The organism is Plantactinospora sp. WMMB782 (assembly GCF_049179135.1).
In the GTDB taxonomy this organism is placed as follows: Bacteria; Actinomycetota; Actinomycetes; order Mycobacteriales; family Micromonosporaceae; genus Plantactinospora.
In genome coordinates this window covers 5,528,396-5,545,367 of the sequence record NZ_JBMHMC010000007.1, presented here as the reverse complement: position 1 = coordinate 5,545,367, position 16,972 = coordinate 5,528,396, and the positions used below count along the sequence as shown (strand labels likewise).

Genomic DNA, 16,972 nt, shown 5'->3' with positions numbered 1-16,972 from the left:
CCCGAGTCGGTGCAACGCTCGGCGGTGCACGAGGTGCTGCGCTCCCCCGGGCGACCACTCGACGCGCCGATCCGGACCGAGATGGAAGCCCGGCTCGACGCGGACTTCTCGGACGTCCGCATCCACACGGACCGGGCCGCGCGGGCATCGGCGACGGAGGTCGGTGCCCGCGCCTACACCTCGGGCAACCACGTGGTCATCGGCGAGGAAGGCTCCGACCCACACCTGCTGGCGCACGAACTCACGCACGTCATGCAGCAGCGGGAGGGTCCGGTGGCGGGTACCGACCACGGCAGCGGGCTGAGGATCTCCGACCCGTCCGACCGCGACGAACGTGCCGCCGAAGCCAACGCCACCCGCGTGATGCGGAGCCCGTTGCCCGAACAGGGCTCGGCAGCCGCGCGCACCGGCGAACAGGGCGGTCCGCACCGTACGACCTCCACCCCGGTCGTGCAGCGGATGCCGGAGGACGAGTTCGACCGGACGCTGTTCGATGCGGCGGTTCAGCAGGCCGGCTCGTTGGATTCGTGGACGGGTTCGGTGTGGCTCCTCCGTTTTCTCCGCTGGATGAACGAGGAGTCCGGCGTCCCCGGAGCAACGGAACAGGACCGCATCGCCCAACTGACTCCCGAGGATCTTGACGCTCTGCTCACGAGGTTCGAGGCGAGGGCCGCGGAGTTCCAACAGCGGGAGTCCGATCACGCGACGAGCATGGGCGAACTCGAAGCCGAGAGCGAGCTCGAACGCGAGCTCGGACTACGCAAGGAGGATCGTTCGATCCTCTGGGGCGGCGCCACCCTGTCGAAGAACCTGAGGCAGATGAGGGGCGCCGGCCGGGAGCGGCAGAAGCCCTTCCTGCGGGACTTCATCGAAGGTAACCCGCCGACGACGCCGAAGAACATGAACTGCTGGGAGGCGGTGCTCTTCGCCGCGTACCGGGAGTCGCTCATCGACATGGACTACGTCGAGGCGGCCATCGTCCGCGAAGACATGGCGAAGGCTCCCGCCTTCGCCCGGCGGATCATGGACTCACCTGCCGGCCTGGCATCCCGGGAGAAGGAGGCGGAAGTGACGAACGAGGCAGGGAGGAAGGTGAAGAAGAAGGTACTGGAATTCGACGCGAGGCACCCGATTCCAAGAGGATATGTGGTCATCTTCGGAGAGGAGGCGCAGCACGTGGCGCTCGCGACCGGCGCAACCAGGAAGAACAAGGAGAAGGTGACCCAGGAACTGTACGGAGAACTAGGGCACGAGATCTACGAGCTGGACACCGGAACCAACGGAATCGCAAAGGCCACCATCGAGGACATCATCGCCATCAACAGCCTGTACGGCAAGCGGCTGGCCTGGGGACCGTTGCCGGGTCGGCTGGAGAGCTATTCCGGGGAACTCACCCACCGTTGGTGACCAGTTGGGGGTCGCCGGACCACGACCGGCGCCCGGCTGCCGAGTCCGGGGGCCGATGTCGACCGGGCAGGACGCGGATCAGGCCATCCGCAGCGCCCGCTTGAGGAAGATGACGGCCTGGATGATGGCCGCCTCCGCCGCCTCGGTGCCGCGCAGCGCGTTCAGCATCACGAAGTCGTGGATGATCCCCTGGTACCGGGTCGCCGAGACCGGCACCCCGGCCGCCCGCAGCCGGTGGGCGTACGCCTCGCCCTCGTCGCGCAGCACGTCGGCCTCGGCGGTGACCACCAGTGCCGGGGGCAGCCCGGCGAGCTGCCCGAGTTCCGCCCGCAGCGGCGAGGCGGTCGCCTCGGCCCGGACCGCCTCGTCCGGCGCGTACTGGTCCCAGTACCAGCGCATGGCGTCACGGCGCAGGTGGAAGCCCTCGGCGAAGGTCCGGTACGACGCGGTCTCGAACCGGGCGTCGGTGACCGGATAGAAGAGCACCTGGCCGACCGGTCGCGGGCCGGCGTGCCGCTTCGCCAGCAGGGTCACCGCGGCTGCCAGGTTGGCGCCCATCGAGTCGCCGACCACGGCGACCAGCCCGCCGTCCAGGTCGGCCGCGGCGTACCCGGCGAGCCAGCACAGCACCCCGTAGCACTCCTCGACCGCCAGCGGATAGCGCGCCTCGGGCGAGAGGCTGTAGTGCGGGAACACCACCGCCGCACCGGTGCCGACCGCCAACTCCCGGATCAGCCGGTCGTGGGTGTGGCAGTTCCCGAAGACCCAGCCGGCACCGTGCAGGTAGAGGATCACCGGCAGCCGGCCGATGGCACCCGCCGGCCGGACGATGCGGACCGGCAGCGCACCGGCCGGGCCCACCGGCACCGTCCGGTCCTCCAGTTCCGCGTCGGGACGGACGACGTTCCCGGACTGGAGTTCGGCGAACATCCGCCGGCCCCGCTCCGGACCCAACTGGTGCAGGTACGGCGGGATCGCGGTCGCCTCGACGAACTGTCGGGCGGCGGGCTCCAGCACGATCATCCGAGTACTCCGGAGAATCCGGGCCGCAGAGGCGGCGGAAACGGCCGAGGTGACCCCCGGGTACGCGGAGTCTCCCGGCACCGGACCGGACAGACATCCGTCATTTGACGGTGGCCGACCGGAACTGCCCCTTCGGGTAGCCGGCGCTTCCCCGGCGCCCGCCCGTAGGGTCGTGGTTCCCGGTCCCGCGCCGGACCAGACTTTCTTCCACGGATCGCCGTCGTGCCCGAGGGAGTCTGTCCATGCCGTCGTACCTGTCACCCGGGGTGTACGTGGAGGAGGTGCCCAGCGGCTCGCGCCCGATCGAGGGGGTTGGTACCGCCGTCGCCGCCTTCGTGGGCTTCGCCGCCAGGGGACCGTTCAACAGCGCGACCCTGGTGACCAACTGGAGCCAGTTCGTCCAGACGTTCGGGGAGATGGTCGAGGACGCCTACCTGGCCCACGCGGTGTACGGCTACTTCGCCAACGGGGGCGGCGCCTGCTACGTGGTCCGGGTCGGTGCCCCGGCGGCGCCGGACGGCGGAGGTGAGGCGGCCCGGACCGTCACCGGACCGCCGGTGCCGCTCGGCACGTTCACCGTCAGGGCGCTGCCGGACTCCGGCTCCGCCGAGGCAGGAGAACTCACCGTGGAGGTGACCGACGTCGAGGGTGACTCCATACCCGAGGACCGGTTCCGGCTGGTGGTCCGGCAGGGCGGCACGGATCGGGAGACGTACGACGTCTCGGCGAAGCGGAACACCAAGGCGTACGTGGTCAACCAGGTACGGGAACGGTCGAGGTTGATCGCCGTCGAGGAGGCGGGACCGGCGAACGCGCTGGCCCGGCCGGAGAAGCAGTCGGTGGCCGTACCACCGGCGCCGACCGACGGCACCGGCCTGCCCGCCCGGGTCTCCGCCGACGACTACGTCGGCGACCCGGACGCCCGGACCGGCTTCGGCGGGCTGGAGGTGATCGACGAGATCACGATGGTCGCGGTGCCCGATCTGATGAGCGCGTACCAGCAGGGACGACTCGGCCTCGAAGACGTCAAGGCGGTCCAGTCGGCAGTCGTCTCGCACTGCGAGCAGATGGGCGACCGGATGGCGATCCTCGATCCGCCGCCGGAGCTGACCGCCCGCCAGGTGCTCACCTGGCGGCAGCACGAGGTGGGGTACGACTCCCGGTTCGCCGCCCTCTACTACCCGTGGGTCAAGGTGTTCGACCCGGCGAGCGGACAGCACCGCTTCCTGCCGCCGAGTGGACACGTCGCCGGGCTGTGGTCGCGCACCGACGCGGAGCGCGGCGTGCACAAGGCGCCCGCGAACGACGTGCTCCGGGGAGTGATCGAGGTACAGAACACGGTGACGAAGGGAGAGCAGGACCTGCTCAACCCGGTGGGGGTGAACTGCATCCGGGCCTTCCCGGGGCGTGGTATCCGGGTGTGGGGCGCCCGGACCCTCTCCTCGGACCCCTCCTGGCGCTACATCAACGTCCGCCGGCTGTTCAACTACATCGAGGAGTCGATCCTGCTCGGCACCCAGTGGGCGGTCTTCGAGCCGAACGACGAGCGGCTCTGGGGCACGATCCGGCGCAACATCGCCGCGTTCCTGACCGAGGAGTGGCGCGCCGGAGCGCTGTTCGGCAGCACCGCCGCCGAGGCCTTCTACGTCAAGTGCGACCGGGAGACCAACCCGCCGGAGTCCGTCGACCGTGGCCGGGTGGTATGCGAGGTCGGGGTCTCCCCGGTGAAGCCGGCGGAGTTCGTCGTCTTCCGGCTGTCCCAGTACTCCGACAGCAGCAGCCTCGTCTCGGAATGACCCGGGGCACATCTTCCACGGTAGACAGCGTCGCGGCGGCAGGGAGAGGACGGTAACCAGCAATGGCGGAGACGGGCGACACCTTCGTGACCCACCGGTTCCAGGTGGAGCTGGGCAAGGCACGGGTCGAGTCGGTGCAGGAGGTGAGCGGCCTCACCGTGGAACTCGACGCGATCGAGGTCACCCAGGTCACCCCGACCGGGGAGTACATCATCCGCAAGATTCCCGGGGCGCGGAAGGGCGGCGAGGTGACCATCACCCGTGGCCTGGACAAGAGCAGCGCGTTCACCGAATGGATCAGGGACACCTACGAGAAGGGTGCGATAAACACGGCCCGGCAGAACATCAGCGTGATCATCGTGGACGCGGAGAACGCCGAGCAGCGCCGCTGGGACCTGACCAACGCCTGGGTGAGCCGGTGGGAGGGCCCCAGCCTGCGGGCCGGCGACACCTCCCCGGCCACCGAGAAGATCACGATCGTCTTCGAGGGAATCACCAGTTCCTGAGGTCCGCAGCGGTCCGTGACGTTTTCCGGTGCGTCCGCACCGATCGTGTGAGAGGAGGAAGCGGCGTTCCTGTCCGGCCCCGGACGCCCGGGGCCGCACGCCGCGAGGTCGATGAGGCGACGTACCGTTTCGCACACCGCCCTGGACGAGCCGCCGGACGGCGCGGATATCGTCCCGGCGGCCGTTCCCACCGCCCCGTCCGGGCCGCCCAGGCTGCAGACCGAGTTCTCCTTCGAGCTTCCCCGGGGCTACGTCGACGAGACGGGCGCCGTGCACCGGGACGGCAGCATGCGACTGGCCACCGCCCGGGACGAACTCGCCCCGCTCGTCGACCTCAGGGTCAAGGACAATCCCGCGTACCTGTCGGTCGTGCTGCTCAGCATGGTCATCACCCGGCTCGGCACGGTCACCGACATCCGCGCCGAGCAGGTGGAACGGTTGTTCGCCTCGGATCTGGCCTTCCTACAGGACTTCTACCGGCGGATCAACGCGGAGGGGCACAGCCGCGCGGCGGTCACCTGCCCGCACTGCGCATCGGACTTCGAGGTGGACCTCGCCGGTGGTCGCCCGGGGGAATCGTGACGTACGCGGCCGACCGGCTCTACGAGGAGGTCGCGTACGTCGCCTACCACTTCCACTGGTCCCGGGACGAGATCCTCGACCTTCGGCACGACGAGCGACGGCGCTACGTCACGGAGATCGCCGCCATCAACAACCGCGTCAACGAGGGGCGGTGACCGACGATGGGCGTACCCGACCTGCTCCGGCGGTGGCGTGGACCGGTCCGGTCCACCGTGGACCTGACCCCGGAGCCGGCTCCAGGACCGAGCCGGGACACCGTCGATCCGGGCTGGCGGGGTGTGCCACCGATGGCCGGTCTGGCCACCGGTGCCGAGGTGTCACTCAGCGACCCGGTCGGATTCCGGGGCCGGCTGGCCACCTGGCATAACCCCGCCCTCCGGAGCCCACTGGCGCACCTGGTCAGCCCGGACGCGCCGAGCGGGGTGGCGTACGACCTGCTCCGTCCGCTGCCACCGGCGGCGGTGATGGCCCGGCCCGTTCTGCCGGTGCGTCGCGGGCCCGACCTGGGACCACCGACCTCCCCGTCCCCCGGTGAACCGCCCGGCTCCGACGTCCGTCCGACAGCCGGGGCCGGAGGTGCACTCCCGACCGGTGCCGCCACGACGCCACCCGCCGGGGTGACGCCGGCACGTTCCTCCCCCGCTCGTCGGACCGGTACGCCGTTGACGGTCGCACGGGTCGCCGCCGCGCCTCGGCGACTGCCCGCTGTCTCGCCCGACGTCACCGGTCACCCCTTTCGGCCGCCGGCCGCCGCCGCCCGGACCGGGGCGGACCCCGGCGGCTCCCTCGCGAACCCCGACGGTTCCGGCAACGCCTCGTCGGCGGCGTCCCGGGTGACGTCGCGGCGCAGCACGTCGCCCGTCGCTCCGGGCTCCTCCGCCACGGATCAGCTCCCGCCCCTCCCCCCGCCCGCGCTCGGTCCCGCCACGGCCACCCCGCCGCCGGTCGTCGCGGCTCCGGACCGGCCGACCGGGCGTGGCACGCCGCCCGACGCACCGGCCGTGCCGGTCTCCCGGGCCCGTCGGACCGGCGCCTCGGCGCCGCGACTCGGTCTCGGCGAGCCCATCGTGTTGCCGGCTCCCGACCCGGCCGCTCCGGCCACGGTGCCGACGGCGCTCCGGCCGGCCTCGAACCGCGCCGTGCCCCGGTCGACGCGTCCGGAGCCCGGTGCGGGAGCGTCCGGTGCGGGAGCGTCCGGTGCGGGCGGCAGCGCCGGGGTGCCGCTACAGCGTTCCGGTGTGGAACGAGGCCGCAGCCTGTCGGCGGGCAGCGCGCCCGGCACGTCGGGGCGGAGCGCGCTGTCGGCGGGCAGCGCGCCCGGCACGTCGGGGCGGAGCGGGACCGCGCCGGTCGACCATCCCGGCGTCCCGGCGGGCCCGGGCGGTCCGCCGGCCGACCGGCCAGGGCCGCGGTCCGGACCGACCGTCGGCCTCGGTTCCCCGCTCGGCCCGGAGGCCCGGCCTCGGCTCGTGATCCGGCCCCGACCGCCGGCCACCCCCGAGCCCGCCCCGACCGACCCGCCCGGACCGTCGACCGCGCCGCCCCGCCGCCCCGCCGCCGCGCCCGAACTGCCCGAGCCGTCAGCGGTGCCCGCGCTGCCGGGGACGCGCCCGGCCCCGAGGGACAGCGCGGCCACGGCAGGGTCTGACGCTCCGGGCCGAGCACGCGCCGCCAAGGAGCGGACGGGCGACCGGAACCAGCCGGTGCAACGGTCCGTCGAACCGCATCCCCGGCTGCCGGTCGGCCGGCCGCATCCCGAGGGGCCCACCGGGCAATCCCGCACCCGGCTGCCGGCCCCCCGACCGCAGTCCCCGCCGCCGGGCACCGCCCCGACGCCGCCGGGCACCGGCACGCCAGCGGGCGGTGCCGGTCCGGCCGCGACGCCGTCGGCTCGGGCGGCTCCGTCCCGGGGTGCCGCCGGGACCGGACCGGCCGGCGGACGGCCGAACCTGGTCCCGCTGCTCGGCGGACGGCCTGGACTGCCGATCCTGCGCCGGACCGCCGCGAACCCGACGGCACACCGCGCGGACTCCGGAAGGACGGTGCCCGCCGAGCCGGCTACGGACCGGGACCCGGCAGTACTGGACCGGGCCGCCGCGATCGCCCGCAGCCCGGCCGGACCTGCGGTGCCGATCCGCTGGACCGGACCCCCCGGCAGCAGGTCGGACCCGTCGGCCAGCACCGCCACGACGACCGGCCGAACTTCGGCGACCAGCAGGGAGGTACCCGGCATGGTGGGTCCCGCCGCAGTTTCCGCCGATGCCGGGATCCGGACCGCCCCGGTCCTGGGCCCTCGTCCGACGCAAGCGCTACCACTCCCCCGGTCCGGTGCCGGCCCGGCGCGGCCGGCGACCACCGTCGCCGTGTCGGTGTCTCCGCCGCCCGTTCCGGTTCCGGCTGCCGGGCTCCGGCCGGCACTGGCCGGCACCGCCGGGTCCAGGGGCGGAACGGGTCCTCGGGGTGTCGCCTTCGCCCGAACGGCCGACGCCGCGCTGCCGGTGCAGCGGACCTCCAGCGCCTCCACCGCCGGCAGCACAGCGCCGACGGCACCGACCCGGTCCGGACCGATCGTCCAGAAGCGATCGACGCCGGGCAACCCGCCGACCGCCAGCCGCGCAGCGACCACCGGGGGCAGCGGTGGAACGGCAGGTCCCGACTCGGTGGAAGGTCGCCCGCGCGGCTTTCCGGGCCCGGGACGTGACGAGCGGGACAGCGCCGACCGGTTCCACCATCTCGACCGCCGAGCCCTGGACGAACTCGCCCACCGCCTCGTCGAGCCGATCTCCCGGCTGCTGCGGGCCGAACTCCGGCTGGGCCGTGAACGCACCGGTCGATGGCTGGACGGTGCCCGATGACCAGTACCGATCCGGGTACGAGTGTCCACTTCCGACTCCGCATCGACGGGATCGACCTCGGCGACTGGAACTCGTGCGACGGGCTCGGCTGCGAGGTCGAGGTGGAGCAGCACCAGGAGGGCGGCAACAACGGCTTCGTCTGGCAACTGCCGTCCCGGGTGCGCTACACCAACGTCACCCTCAGCCGGCCGCTGATTCCGGACACGGCCAAGGTCGCCCGCCTGCTCTCCGCCCTACCGCAGGGAATCATCCGGGGCACCGCCCAGATCGCGGCACTGCGCCCCGACCGGGCACTGCTGGTGCAGTGGGGCCTGGCCGACGTCGTGCTGGTCCGCTGGACCGGTCCGTCCTTCCGGCCCGATCTCTCCGAGGCGGCGACGGAGAGTATCGAACTCGCGTACAACGGTTTCCTGGAGGTGGGCTAGGTGCCGCGAGCAGGGTGCCGAACCGGCGCGGCGGTGGCGCCATGACGAGACCGACCGGCAAGGTCTCCGCGTTCCTCCAGCGCTACCAGCCGCCACCGGGCGGCGGCAACCGTCCCGGCGGCCCGCTCGGCGGCCCGATCGCCTTCATGTTCAATCCGAACCAGCTGACCCTGACCAAGTCGGCCGCCTGGATCCCGCACGTGGTCCGCGGCGCGGAGCAGGTCGGTGTTCCGGAGTTCAGCGGCTCGGAGCCGCGCACCCTCGCCCTGACGGTGTTCCTCGACGTGACCGACACGCACGGTCGCACCGTGCAGCAACGGGTCGAGACGCTGCTCTCCTGCTGCACGCCGACCGCGGCCAGCATCGCGGCCAAGGCGCCGTCGCCGCCGTGGGTGAAGTTCACCTGGGGCCAGTTCCAGACCGTCTCGTTCTACTCGTACGCCAGCCAGGTCACCGCGACGTACACCCTCTTCAACAGCTCCGGTACCCCGCTCCGGGCGACCTGCGACCTGAACCTGACCGAGATCAGCGGCAGCAAGCCCGGCCAGAACCCCACCTCCGGCGGTCGCTCCGCCCGCCGGGTGCACCGGGTGGTGGACGGCGACTCGCTGCCGCTGCTGGCCCACCGGGAGTACGGCGACCCGACGGTGTGGCGGGTCATCGCGGAGGCGAACGATCTCGACGATCCGACCCGGCTCCGACCCGGCACCGAGCTGCTGCTGCCCGCCGCCGACGAGTTCCCGCCCATGCTCTCCCGCGACCTCGGCCCACCGGCCGGGACGGTCGCCCCCGCTGGCGAAGGTAGGTAGATCACGTGTCCGAGGGGAACCTCACCAATCTGCTGAAGGTCGGCCTGCCGGTAAAGGGGCTCCCCGATCCCTGGCCGGACGAGTTGGTGTACGGCTCCGTCGACGACGGCTCCGGCGTACCGGCGGTGGCGACCCTGCGCTACCGCGACCCCGGATCCCTGCTGCTGCAGGAAACCGGGATCGCGATCGGCCGCAAGCTCACCGTGGCGGTACGCACCGGGGACGGCAACGGCGAGACGGCGCTGTTCACCGGGGAGGTGGTGACAGTCGAGACGGAGTTCGACGGCACCGGCACCTACACCACGATCCGGGCCATGGACCTGTCGCACCGGCTCATGCGCGGCCGGCGGGTCGCCAGCTACCGCAACCAGAAGGCCTCCGACCTCGCCAGGGACCTCGCCCGGTCCGCCAACCTGCCGATCGGTCGGATAGATCCCACCACAGTGGTCTACGAGGTGGTGTCGCAGCCGAACGTCAGCGACTGGGAGTTCCTCACCATGCTGGCGGCCGACAACGACGCCGAGGTGGCGGTGGTCGACGGCAGGTTCGAGTTCCGCCGTCCGGTCCGCGCCGACGCCGCCCCGGGCCCGCAGACGACCGCCGAGCGCAGCGACTTCGTGGCGGAGGTGGACGGAAACGTGCTCACCATGCGCGCCACCGTCACCTCGGTCGGCCAGTTCACCGACGTGGAGGTGCGGGGCTGGGATCGCCGTACCCGCGAGCCGGTGATCGGGCGCAGCCCGGTCCGTGACAGCGACGAGTTGGGCATCCCGGTGACCGCCGGAGACGTGGCGGCCCGGTTCGGCAGGGCGGAGATGCTTGTCGCCGACGTGCCGTACGAAACCCTGGCCGAGGTCGGTACGGTGTCCCGCGCCCTGGCCGCCCAGGTGGCGGCCGGCCTCGCCGAACTCGAGGTGTCCGTCCGCGGCAACCCTCGGTTGCGGGCCGGCGTGCCGTTCGCGCTGACCGGGGTGGGGCGGCCGTTCGCCGGCAAGTACACCGTGACCACCAGTCGGCACGTGTTCGGCCCGGCACGGTTCTACCAGACCTGGCTGACAGTCAGCAGCGGCCGGGACCGGTCGCTGTCCGGGCTGGCCGCCGGTGAGCTGTCCCCGGCCCGGTCGGCCCGGATGCCGGGACTGGCCATCGGCGTGGTCACCGACGTCAACGCCGCGCTGGACCGCAACCATCCGGAACGCCGGGACCGGGGCTGGGTCAGACTCCGGTTCCCGTGGCTGGACGACAAGTACGAGACCGACTGGGTCCGTACCGTGCAACTGGGTGGGTTCGGCGGCGGCGGGGTCTGCTGCCCCGAGGTCGGCGACGAGGTGCTGGTCGGGTTCGAGCAGGGAATGCTCGACCGGCCGTACGTGGTCGGCGGCTTGTACAACGGCCTCGACCAGCCCTCGCCGCACGACATGCCACTGGTCGACCCGACGAGCGGGACGGTGAACCGGCTCTCGTTCGCCTCCCGGCAGGGTCGGGCAGCCGGCCGCCCGAGCACCGGCAACTGGGTGGAACTGCTCGACGGGCCCACCGTCGCCGCCCCGCAGGGGGTGCGGTTGCGCACCAACAGCGGCACCGACAACCTGCTGCTGCACCTGGACCGGGCCGGCACGTCGGTGGTGGTACGCAGCGACGGCAGTGTGGTGATCGAGGCCAAGACCGAGGTCACCGTCGAGGGGACCCGGGGGGTGTCGGTCGAGTCGGGCGGACCGGTCTCGGTCAGGGGCCGGGGCGTGTCGGTGGACGCCGGAGCCGGCGAGCTGAAACTCACCGGGGCCAGCGTGTCGGTCAGCGGCCGGGTCGTACGGATCAACTGAAGCGCAAGCGTGCTACGGACCGACTGAAGCGCGGCAGCCGCCGGACGTACCCGGGCGGCACCGCACGCCGGGGGTGCAGGTCGTCACCCCGGCCGAGAGGGAGGAGAGCGGCGATGCCACCAGCAGCCCGGATCGGGGACAGGGTCGGCCACGGCGCGCCGACCGGTACCGTCGGACCGCCCGGCGCCGGCGCGCCGGTGCCGACCGGCGGACCCACGCTCGGCGTTTCCAGCGTGCTGATCGGCGGCCTGCCTGCCGCGGTGGTCGGCACGCTCTGCACCTGCCCGATCCCCCCGCCGCACCTGGCTCTCGGCCCGGGCAACGTCGTGCTGCCCGGACCGCCACCGGTACGCGGACAGGTGCTGATCGGCGGCTTCCCCGCCGCCCGGATGGGCGACCGGACCACCTGCTCGGCGACGATCCTGACCGGCGCCGGCAACGTTCTCATCGGGAGCTGAGCGACGTGGCGGAGCAGTTCATCGGCGCCGGTTGGGCCTTCCCGCTCCGGCTGGACGCCGGTGGCGGCATCGCCCTGGTCAACCGGGAGCGGGAGGTCGTCGAAGCGATCCAGCTGATCCTCGGTACCGCGCCCGGCGAGCGGCCGATGCGTCCCGAGTTCGGCTGCGGGGTGCACGACCACGTCTTCGCTCCGGCGGACGAGAACACCGCCGGGCAGATCGCCTTCGAGGTGCGGGCCGCGCTGGACCGCTGGGAGCCGCGGATCGAGGTCACCGACGTGCTCGTGGGCTTCGACGAGGCGGAGGTCGGCACCCTCTACATCGACATCCGCTACCTGGTCCGGGGAACCAACGATCCGCGCAACCTGGTCTTCCCGTTCTACGTGATCCCGTTTCACGACGGACCCGAGGCGGAGGCGACGAACTGATGGCCCTACCCGCGCCCAACCTCGACGACCGCCGCTTCCAGCACCTCGTCGACGACGCCAAGCGCTTCATCCAGCAGCGCTGTCCGGAGTGGACGGACCACAACGTCTCCGACCCGGGGGTCACGCTCATCGAGGCGTTCGCACAGATGACGGACGAGCTGCTGTACCGGTTGAACCGGGTACCGGAGAAGAACTACCTGGCCTTCCTCGACCTGATCGGCGTCCGGCTCTTTCCGCCGACCGCCGCGCGGGCCGACCTCACGTTCTGGCTCGCCGCCCCGCAGGCCGAGGCGGTGCTGCTGCGGGCCGGCACCGAGGCCGGGACGGTCCGTACCGAGACGGAGGAGGCCATCGTCTTCGCCACCACCGCCGATCTGGCGATCGAGCCGTGTGAGCTGGTCCACCTTCGCCTCCACCCCGCCGACGGGCCGGCGGTCGACCGTACCGACCAGGTGTGGGACGGCCGGGACGTCTCCTGTTTCGCCGCCACGCCCACCGTCGGCGACGCCCTGCTGCTCGGCCTGAGTTCGGCGGTACCGTCCTGCGCGGTGGTGCTGCGCCTGGAGAGCCGGGTCGAAGGCATCGGGGTCGACCCCCGGCAACCGCCGCTGCGCTGGGAGGCGTGGAACGGCGCCGACTGGGTGGAGTGCGAGGTCGACCGCGACTCCACCGGTGGTCTCAACCGACCCGGCGACGTGGTGTTGCACGTCCCGGCCGGGCACACCACCTCCACCGTCGGCGGCCAGCACGCCGGCTGGCTGCGGTGCCGGCTGGTGGCCGCCGAGCCCGGCCAGCCGTTCTACTCGGCGTCCCCGACCATCCGGGCCGCGTCGGCCTTCACGATCGGCGGCACGGTCACGGCGGCGCACGCCGAGACGGTGGTCGGCGAGTTCCTCGGCGAGTCCGAGGGGGTGCCGGGGCAACGCTTCCGGGTGCTCCGTCCGCCGGTGGTCCCGGACGACGAGCCGTTCCTGGTCGAGGTCTCCGACGGCACCGGCTGGCAGGAGTGGGTCGAGGTGGACGCGTTCGGCGGGACGGGTCCGGACGAGCGGTGCGTGACGGTGGACCGGACCACCGGCGAGGTGGCGTTCGGCCCCGCCGTTCGCGAACCCGACGGCACGCTCCGCCGGTACGGGGCGGTGCCGCCGAACGGCGCCCGGTTGCGGGTCCGCCGGTACCGCACCGGCGGCGGGCGACGCGGGAACGTGGCTCGGGGCGCGATCTCGACGCTGCGCAGCTCGGTGCCGTACGTGAGCCGGGTGGAGAACCGGGAGGCCGCCGCAGGCGGGGTGGACGGCGAGTCGGTACAGAGCGCCTGCCAGCGTGGTCCGGTGCAGTTGCGGGCCCAGGACCGGGCGGTCACCGCGCGCGACTACGAGCTGATCGCCGGAGAGGCGGTGCCGGCCGCGGCCCGGATCCGCTGCCTGCCCGCCGGGGACGGCGCCGACACCGGCGGGGTACGCGTCCTCGTCGTGCCCGAGGCGGTCGCGGACGCGGGTGACCGACTGCGTTTCGAACAGCTGATCCCGCCCGACGACATGCTCGCGGCCGTCGCCGAGCACCTGGACGCCCGCCGGCCCATCGGGGTACGCCTGGCCGTGGAGCCCCCGTTCTACCAGGGTGTCACCGTCGCGGCCCGGCTGACCGCCCGGCCCGGGTCAGCCGTGGAGCGGCTCCGGACCGCCGCGCTGGACGCGCTCTACGGCTATCTCAACCCGCTGCGTGGCGGGCCGGACGGGTCTGGCTGGCCGTTCGGTCGCCCGGTGCAGTCCGGCGAGCTGTTCGGAGTGCTCCAGCAGCTGCCCGGCGTCGGGTTGGTCGAGGAGGTGCTGCTCTTCTCCGCCGACCCGGTCTCCGGCCGGCGCGGTGCGGCGACGCCCCGGGTCGCCCTCGACCCGCACGCGCTGGTCTTCTCCTACGAGCACCAGGTCCGGGTGGAGGAACGCTGAGACCGGCCCGGCCGGAGAGAGGAGCGTCCCATGCGTGGCGCGGTGCCGGGCCTCGGCACACCACATCCGTTCGGCGGTCGGCTGCCGGCGATCTACGGCAGCGACGAGCTGGCCGCACGGCTGCTCGCCGGCTTCGACGAGGTGCTGGCCCCGGTGCACTCGACGTTGGACAATTTCGCCGCCTATCTGGACCCCCGGCTGGCCCCGGCCGACTTCGTCGACTGGCTCGCCGGCTGGGTGGCGGCCGAGACGGCGCCGGGGTGGACGGTCCGCCAGCGTCGCGAGGCGGTGGCCAGCGCGGTGGCCCTGCACCGGATACGCGGTACGGCACGGGGCCTGGCCGAACAGGTACGGACGGTCTTCGGGGTACGACCGGAGGTCACCGAGAACGGCGGTACGGCCTGGTCGTCGACACCGGGCGGGCCGCTTCCGGGTACGGCGGCGCCCGCCCTGACGGTGACGGTGCGGGCGCCCGACCCCGACCTGGTCCCGCTGGCCCGGCTGCGGGCTCTGGTGGAGGCCAACCGACCCGCGCACGTGCCCTGCACGGTCCGGGTGGTCGTCGAAGACGACGGGGTACGCGGGGGTGACGACGATGGAACGTTGTGACCGGTGTGCGCCCCCCGAACCCGGCGGCGCCTTCTGCGCGGTCTGCGGATCCTTCCTGGGGTGGGAGCAGACGGCGGACGCGCCGCCTCCGGGCCCGCCGTCGACTCCGCCCCCTGCCGTCCGGCCCTCGACCGGGGCGGTCCCTCCGGCAGTCCCTGCGGCGGACGTGCGGCCAACCGGAGCGACCGGACCACCACCGACGGCGGGCGGGGAGGACCGGGGCCGGCCGGCGGGGGCGGGAACCGCGGCGGAGGTCGGGACGGCGGTGGACCGGCTGGCGGGCTCGGTCGTGGAGGCTGTCCAGCCTGCTCGGCCGCGGGTCCGCCGGCCCGTGGTACGACAACGCCCGTCCGAGCCGGACGAGGGTTCCGGCGACGTCGTCTGCCCGGCCTGTGTAACCGGCAACCCACCCGAACGGAGGTTCTGCCGGCGGTGCGGCGCGGCCCTCGGCGCCGCCCGTTCCGGGCCGTCGGCCCGGGTGTCGTGGTGGCGTCGGCTCGGCCGGTCCCTGCTCCGCGGGGCGCGGTGGTTGGTCCGGCCCCGCTCGGGCGCCTGGGGTCTGGTCCACCGGATCGGCACCCTGCTGCTCGCCGTCGCCCTGCTCGCCGGACTCGGCTACGGTGTCGTCCGGCTCGGCGCCCGGGCCAGCGACGCCGTGCGTGACCGGCTCGCCGATCCGGAACCGGTGAGTCCGGTTTCGGTGCGCGCGTCGAGCCAGGCACGGAACCACGCCGCGGAGTTGGTCGTGGACGGAATCAGCAACACCTACTGGGCACCGGCCGGAACCGGCGCGGGGCACGGCGAGTACGTGGAACTGACCTTCGACGAGCCGATCCGGCTGCTCGACCTGATCATTCATTCCGGTGTGTCGGCCCAGCGCGACGTGTTCCTGCGGCAGGCCCGACCGGCGGAGCTGGAACTGGCCGCCTGGACCGGTCGGACCGGCCCGGCAACCAGCACGTTGCGGCTTGCCGACCAGGCCGGTCCGCAAACCTTCCGCCGGGTCTTCCCCGACGTGGTGCGGATCCGGTTGACCGTTCGCCAGAACTACGGCGGCGCGGCCGACCGCCGTACCGCGATCGCCGAGGTGGAGGTCTTCCGCCGTCCCGGCTGAGGGCGCACGGCCGCTCTCACGCGGCCCAGGCCGGTCCGGGCACCCCGAGCGTCCGCAACACCCGGCCGTAGGCGCTGCGGGTCCGGGCAGCCGCCGCCGCGTCGCCGGAACGCTGATGCGCCTCGGCCAGTATTCGCCAGGCGTCGTCACGGAAGCCGTCGATCTCCAGTCCGCGCCGCGCCGCCGCCACCGCCGCGGCGAGGTGCCCCGCCTCCAGTTCGAGGGCGGCGAGCGCCGCCGCCGACTCCGCCGCCAACGTGCGGTAGCGGTCGCGCTCGGCCACGACCCACTCCACCGGCCCGTCCTCCGGCAGCAGGTCGCCCGTGTAATGGGCGAGGGCCTCCCGCAGGGCGGCCGCCTCGACGCGACGCTGTCCGGTACCGAAGGTCCGGCGCCAGGCCGCGATCGCCTCCTCGAACGAACGCACGTCGCAGAGCGCGGCGCGCGGCAGCGCCAGCCGGTAGGACTCGCCGTCACGCCGGACGAGCGTGGACTGTCCGCGCCGCACGCCTGGCTCGAGGAACGCCCGAAGCGTGGAGACGCCGACGTGCAGGTTGCGAATGCCGGGCCCGACCGGTAGTTCCGGCCAGAGCGCCGCCAGGATGATCTCGCGGTGCACCGGCCTTCCGCCGTGTGCGGCCAGGAAGCGGAGCAGTGCCCGGACCCTCGGCCGTACCGTCGTCCAGTCCAACTGCCGGCCCGGGATCCTCAGCTCGAACCCGCCGAGGCAGCGCACCACGAGCGGCGGACCGGCGTACGTCGACGGCGGTCCGGCCGCCGGCGCCGGCTGCCCGGCCACCCGACTCCGGATCGTCTGCTGAGTCGAACATCCCATCTCGGAACTCCTCCTCCTGGCGACGGTCACGCTCGCGTAGACCCAGCCTGGACCAGCGGGCCGCCGTGGACATCGGTTAGTTGACGTGCACCGGTCCGACCCCGGCGGTAGCCGGACTCCCGGCCCGGCCGCTGACCGGTCACGTCCGGCTGTCACGTCGAGCCGGTCGCCAACCGCGTCGGCAACCTGGCCGACGGACCTGCCGGCGGTGTCGTCCGAGCCTCGGCACCCGCCGGACCGCCCGGTCCGGCGCCGGCTACTCCACGTCAGATGACGGATGTCCCCGGCGGGAGCCATCCGCCGTCGCCCCGACCGGTCGCCACCGGACCGGCCGCCGTGAAGCCCTCTGCCGC

Annotated in this window: 17 protein-coding genes; 14 read left to right on the top strand and 3 right to left on the bottom strand. The window is 73.2% G+C overall.

Translation table 11 applies throughout. The annotated features are described in order from the left end of the window. Positions 1-24 precede the first annotated feature (24 nt). Complete coding sequence (locus ACN28A_RS26990) at positions 25-1,407, top strand: DUF4157 domain-containing protein (protein WP_421399506.1); 1,383 nt, start codon at positions 25-27, stop codon at positions 1,405-1,407. A gap of 78 nt (positions 1,408-1,485) precedes the next feature. On the opposite strand, the gene ACN28A_RS26985 is transcribed toward ACN28A_RS26990, so the two are convergent. Then, complete coding sequence (locus ACN28A_RS26985) at positions 1,486-2,430, bottom strand: alpha/beta hydrolase (protein WP_421399504.1); 945 nt, start codon at positions 2,428-2,430, stop codon at positions 1,486-1,488. A gap of 242 nt (positions 2,431-2,672) precedes the next feature. On the opposite strand from ACN28A_RS26985, the gene ACN28A_RS26980 reads away from it, so the two are divergent. The 4 genes from ACN28A_RS26980 to ACN28A_RS26965 all read left to right on the top strand — a co-directional run bounded on the left by ACN28A_RS26980 (position 2,673) and on the right by ACN28A_RS26965 (position 5,469). Next, entirely contained in the window at positions 2,673-4,226 is a 1,554-nt protein-coding gene (locus tag ACN28A_RS26980) for a phage tail sheath family protein (protein ID WP_421399502.1), read from the top strand. Positions 4,227-4,288: 62 nt separating this feature from the next. Next, positions 4,289-4,732, top strand: a complete 444-nt coding sequence (locus tag ACN28A_RS26975; protein WP_421399500.1) for a phage tail protein — start codon at positions 4,289-4,291, stop codon at positions 4,730-4,732. Between the two features lie 111 nt (positions 4,733-4,843). Then, positions 4,844-5,314 carry a hypothetical protein gene (locus ACN28A_RS26970; RefSeq protein WP_421399498.1) on the top strand — a complete coding sequence of 157 codons (471 nt, stop codon included), beginning with the start codon at positions 4,844-4,846 and terminating at the stop codon, positions 5,312-5,314. After that, entirely contained in the window at positions 5,311-5,469 is a 159-nt protein-coding gene (locus ACN28A_RS26965; protein WP_203869021.1) for a DUF6760 family protein, read from the top strand. The genes ACN28A_RS26970 and ACN28A_RS26965 overlap by 4 nt, the downstream gene beginning before the upstream one ends. A 572-nt stretch (positions 5,470-6,041) precedes the next feature. On the opposite strand, the gene ACN28A_RS26960 is transcribed toward ACN28A_RS26965, so the two are convergent. Then, complete coding sequence (locus tag ACN28A_RS26960) at positions 6,042-6,197, bottom strand: hypothetical protein (RefSeq protein ID WP_421399495.1); 156 nt, start codon at positions 6,195-6,197, stop codon at positions 6,042-6,044. A 1,777-nt stretch (positions 6,198-7,974) separates the two neighbouring features. On the opposite strand from ACN28A_RS26960, the gene ACN28A_RS26955 reads away from it, so the two are divergent. From ACN28A_RS26955 to ACN28A_RS26915, 9 genes are all read left to right on the top strand, one after another. Continuing rightward, positions 7,975-8,169 carry a hypothetical protein gene (locus ACN28A_RS26955; protein WP_421399493.1) on the top strand — a complete coding sequence of 65 codons (195 nt, stop codon included), beginning with the start codon at positions 7,975-7,977 and terminating at the stop codon, positions 8,167-8,169. After that, complete coding sequence (locus tag ACN28A_RS26950; RefSeq protein WP_421399491.1) at positions 8,166-8,594, top strand: phage tail protein; 429 nt, start codon at positions 8,166-8,168, stop codon at positions 8,592-8,594. Before ACN28A_RS26955 ends, ACN28A_RS26950 begins: the two co-directional genes overlap by 4 nt. Before the next feature lie 41 nt (positions 8,595-8,635). After that, positions 8,636-9,403, top strand: coding sequence for a peptidase M23 (locus ACN28A_RS26945; protein ID WP_421399489.1), 768 nt, complete (start codon positions 8,636-8,638; stop codon positions 9,401-9,403). Positions 9,404-9,408: 5 nt separating this feature from the next. Continuing rightward, positions 9,409-11,226: a VgrG-related protein gene (locus tag ACN28A_RS26940; RefSeq protein WP_421399488.1), complete on the top strand. Its 1,818-nt coding sequence runs from the start codon at positions 9,409-9,411 to the stop codon at positions 11,224-11,226. A 113-nt stretch (positions 11,227-11,339) separates the two neighbouring features. Then, a complete protein-coding gene (locus tag ACN28A_RS26935; RefSeq protein ID WP_421399486.1) occupies positions 11,340-11,684 on the top strand; it encodes a PAAR domain-containing protein in 345 nt (114 codons plus the stop codon). Positions 11,685-11,689: 5 nt separating this feature from the next. Continuing rightward, the gene (locus tag ACN28A_RS26930; RefSeq protein ID WP_421399483.1) at positions 11,690-12,112 is read left to right on the top strand and encodes a GPW/gp25 family protein; all 423 of its coding nucleotides are present in this window, start codon (positions 11,690-11,692) and stop codon (positions 12,110-12,112) included. Then, positions 12,112-14,061, top strand: coding sequence for a putative baseplate assembly protein (locus ACN28A_RS26925; RefSeq protein WP_421399481.1), 1,950 nt, complete (start codon positions 12,112-12,114; stop codon positions 14,059-14,061). The genes ACN28A_RS26930 and ACN28A_RS26925 overlap by 1 nt, the downstream gene beginning before the upstream one ends. A gap of 30 nt (positions 14,062-14,091) precedes the next feature. Further along, entirely contained in the window at positions 14,092-14,670 is a 579-nt protein-coding gene (locus ACN28A_RS26920) for a phage tail protein (RefSeq protein ID WP_421399479.1), read from the top strand. 478 nt (positions 14,671-15,148) lie between these two features. Further along, positions 15,149-15,784: an NADase-type glycan-binding domain-containing protein gene (locus ACN28A_RS26915; protein ID WP_421399477.1), complete on the top strand. Its 636-nt coding sequence runs from the start codon at positions 15,149-15,151 to the stop codon at positions 15,782-15,784. 16 nt (positions 15,785-15,800) lie between these two features. Here ACN28A_RS26915 and ACN28A_RS26910 read toward each other — a convergent pair whose 3' ends face one another. After that, entirely contained in the window at positions 15,801-16,619 is an 819-nt protein-coding gene (locus ACN28A_RS26910) for an AfsR/SARP family transcriptional regulator (protein WP_421399475.1), read from the bottom strand. Positions 16,620-16,972 lie beyond the last annotated feature (353 nt).

Bases quoted from the DNA above. Each gene is read 5' to 3' on its own strand.
- ACN28A_RS26985 (WP_421399504.1), bottom strand. From the start codon at position 2,430: ATGATCGTGCTGGAGCCCGCCGCCCGACAGTTCGTCGAGGCGACCGCG.
- ACN28A_RS26980 (WP_421399502.1), top strand. From the start codon at position 2,673: ATGCCGTCGTACCTGTCACCCGGGGTGTACGTGGAGGAGGTGCCCAGC.
- ACN28A_RS26975 (WP_421399500.1), top strand. From the start codon at position 4,289: ATGGCGGAGACGGGCGACACCTTCGTGACCCACCGGTTCCAGGTGGAG.
- ACN28A_RS26970 (WP_421399498.1), top strand. From the start codon at position 4,844: ATGAGGCGACGTACCGTTTCGCACACCGCCCTGGACGAGCCGCCGGAC.
- ACN28A_RS26950 (WP_421399491.1), top strand. From the start codon at position 8,166: ATGACCAGTACCGATCCGGGTACGAGTGTCCACTTCCGACTCCGCATC.
- ACN28A_RS26945 (WP_421399489.1), top strand. From the start codon at position 8,636: ATGACGAGACCGACCGGCAAGGTCTCCGCGTTCCTCCAGCGCTACCAG.
- ACN28A_RS26935 (WP_421399486.1), top strand. From the start codon at position 11,340: ATGCCACCAGCAGCCCGGATCGGGGACAGGGTCGGCCACGGCGCGCCG.
- ACN28A_RS26925 (WP_421399481.1), top strand. From the start codon at position 12,112: ATGGCCCTACCCGCGCCCAACCTCGACGACCGCCGCTTCCAGCACCTC.
- ACN28A_RS26920 (WP_421399479.1), top strand. From the start codon at position 14,092: ATGCGTGGCGCGGTGCCGGGCCTCGGCACACCACATCCGTTCGGCGGT.
- ACN28A_RS26910 (WP_421399475.1), bottom strand. From the start codon at position 16,619: ATGGGATGTTCGACTCAGCAGACGATCCGGAGTCGGGTGGCCGGGCAG.